Below are 361 nucleotides of genomic sequence, written 5' to 3'. Positions count from 1 at the left end.
CAATCAGAAATGGACAACGGATATCACGTATATTTGGGTCAAAGATAAATGGCTTTACCTTGCGACTGTAATGGATTTGTTTTCTCGTAAGATTATAGGTTGGAGCGTAGACCTTTCCATGACTGAGGCCTTGATTACCGATGCGATGAAGATGGCATTGGGGCAGAGGAATATGGCACCAGGTTTGATCGTGCATTCTGACAGAGGCGTGCAGTATCGAGCTCAGGGGTATATTGATTATCTGAGAGCGAATGGCTGTAAGATTAGTATGAGTCGTAAAGGAAACTGCTGGGATAACGCACCTATGGAATCATTTTTTGGTCGGTTAAAAGTAGAACTTATTTACGCAAAGAATTACCGC

At 42.7% G+C, this 361-nt stretch carries 1 protein-coding gene; it reads left to right on the top strand.

Features of this window, described 5'->3' with window-relative positions:
* A partial coding sequence (locus EMN46_RS19500; protein WP_154202678.1) for an IS3 family transposase occupies window positions 1–361 on the top strand: 361 nt, incomplete at both ends.

It is taken from the genome of Ancylomarina sp. 16SWW S1-10-2, assembly GCF_009669305.1.
Lineage (GTDB): Bacteria > Bacteroidota > Bacteroidia > Bacteroidales > Marinifilaceae > Ancylomarina.
Note: the sequence above shows the minus strand (reverse complement) of the source record. Positions and strands in the feature narration are given on the sequence as shown.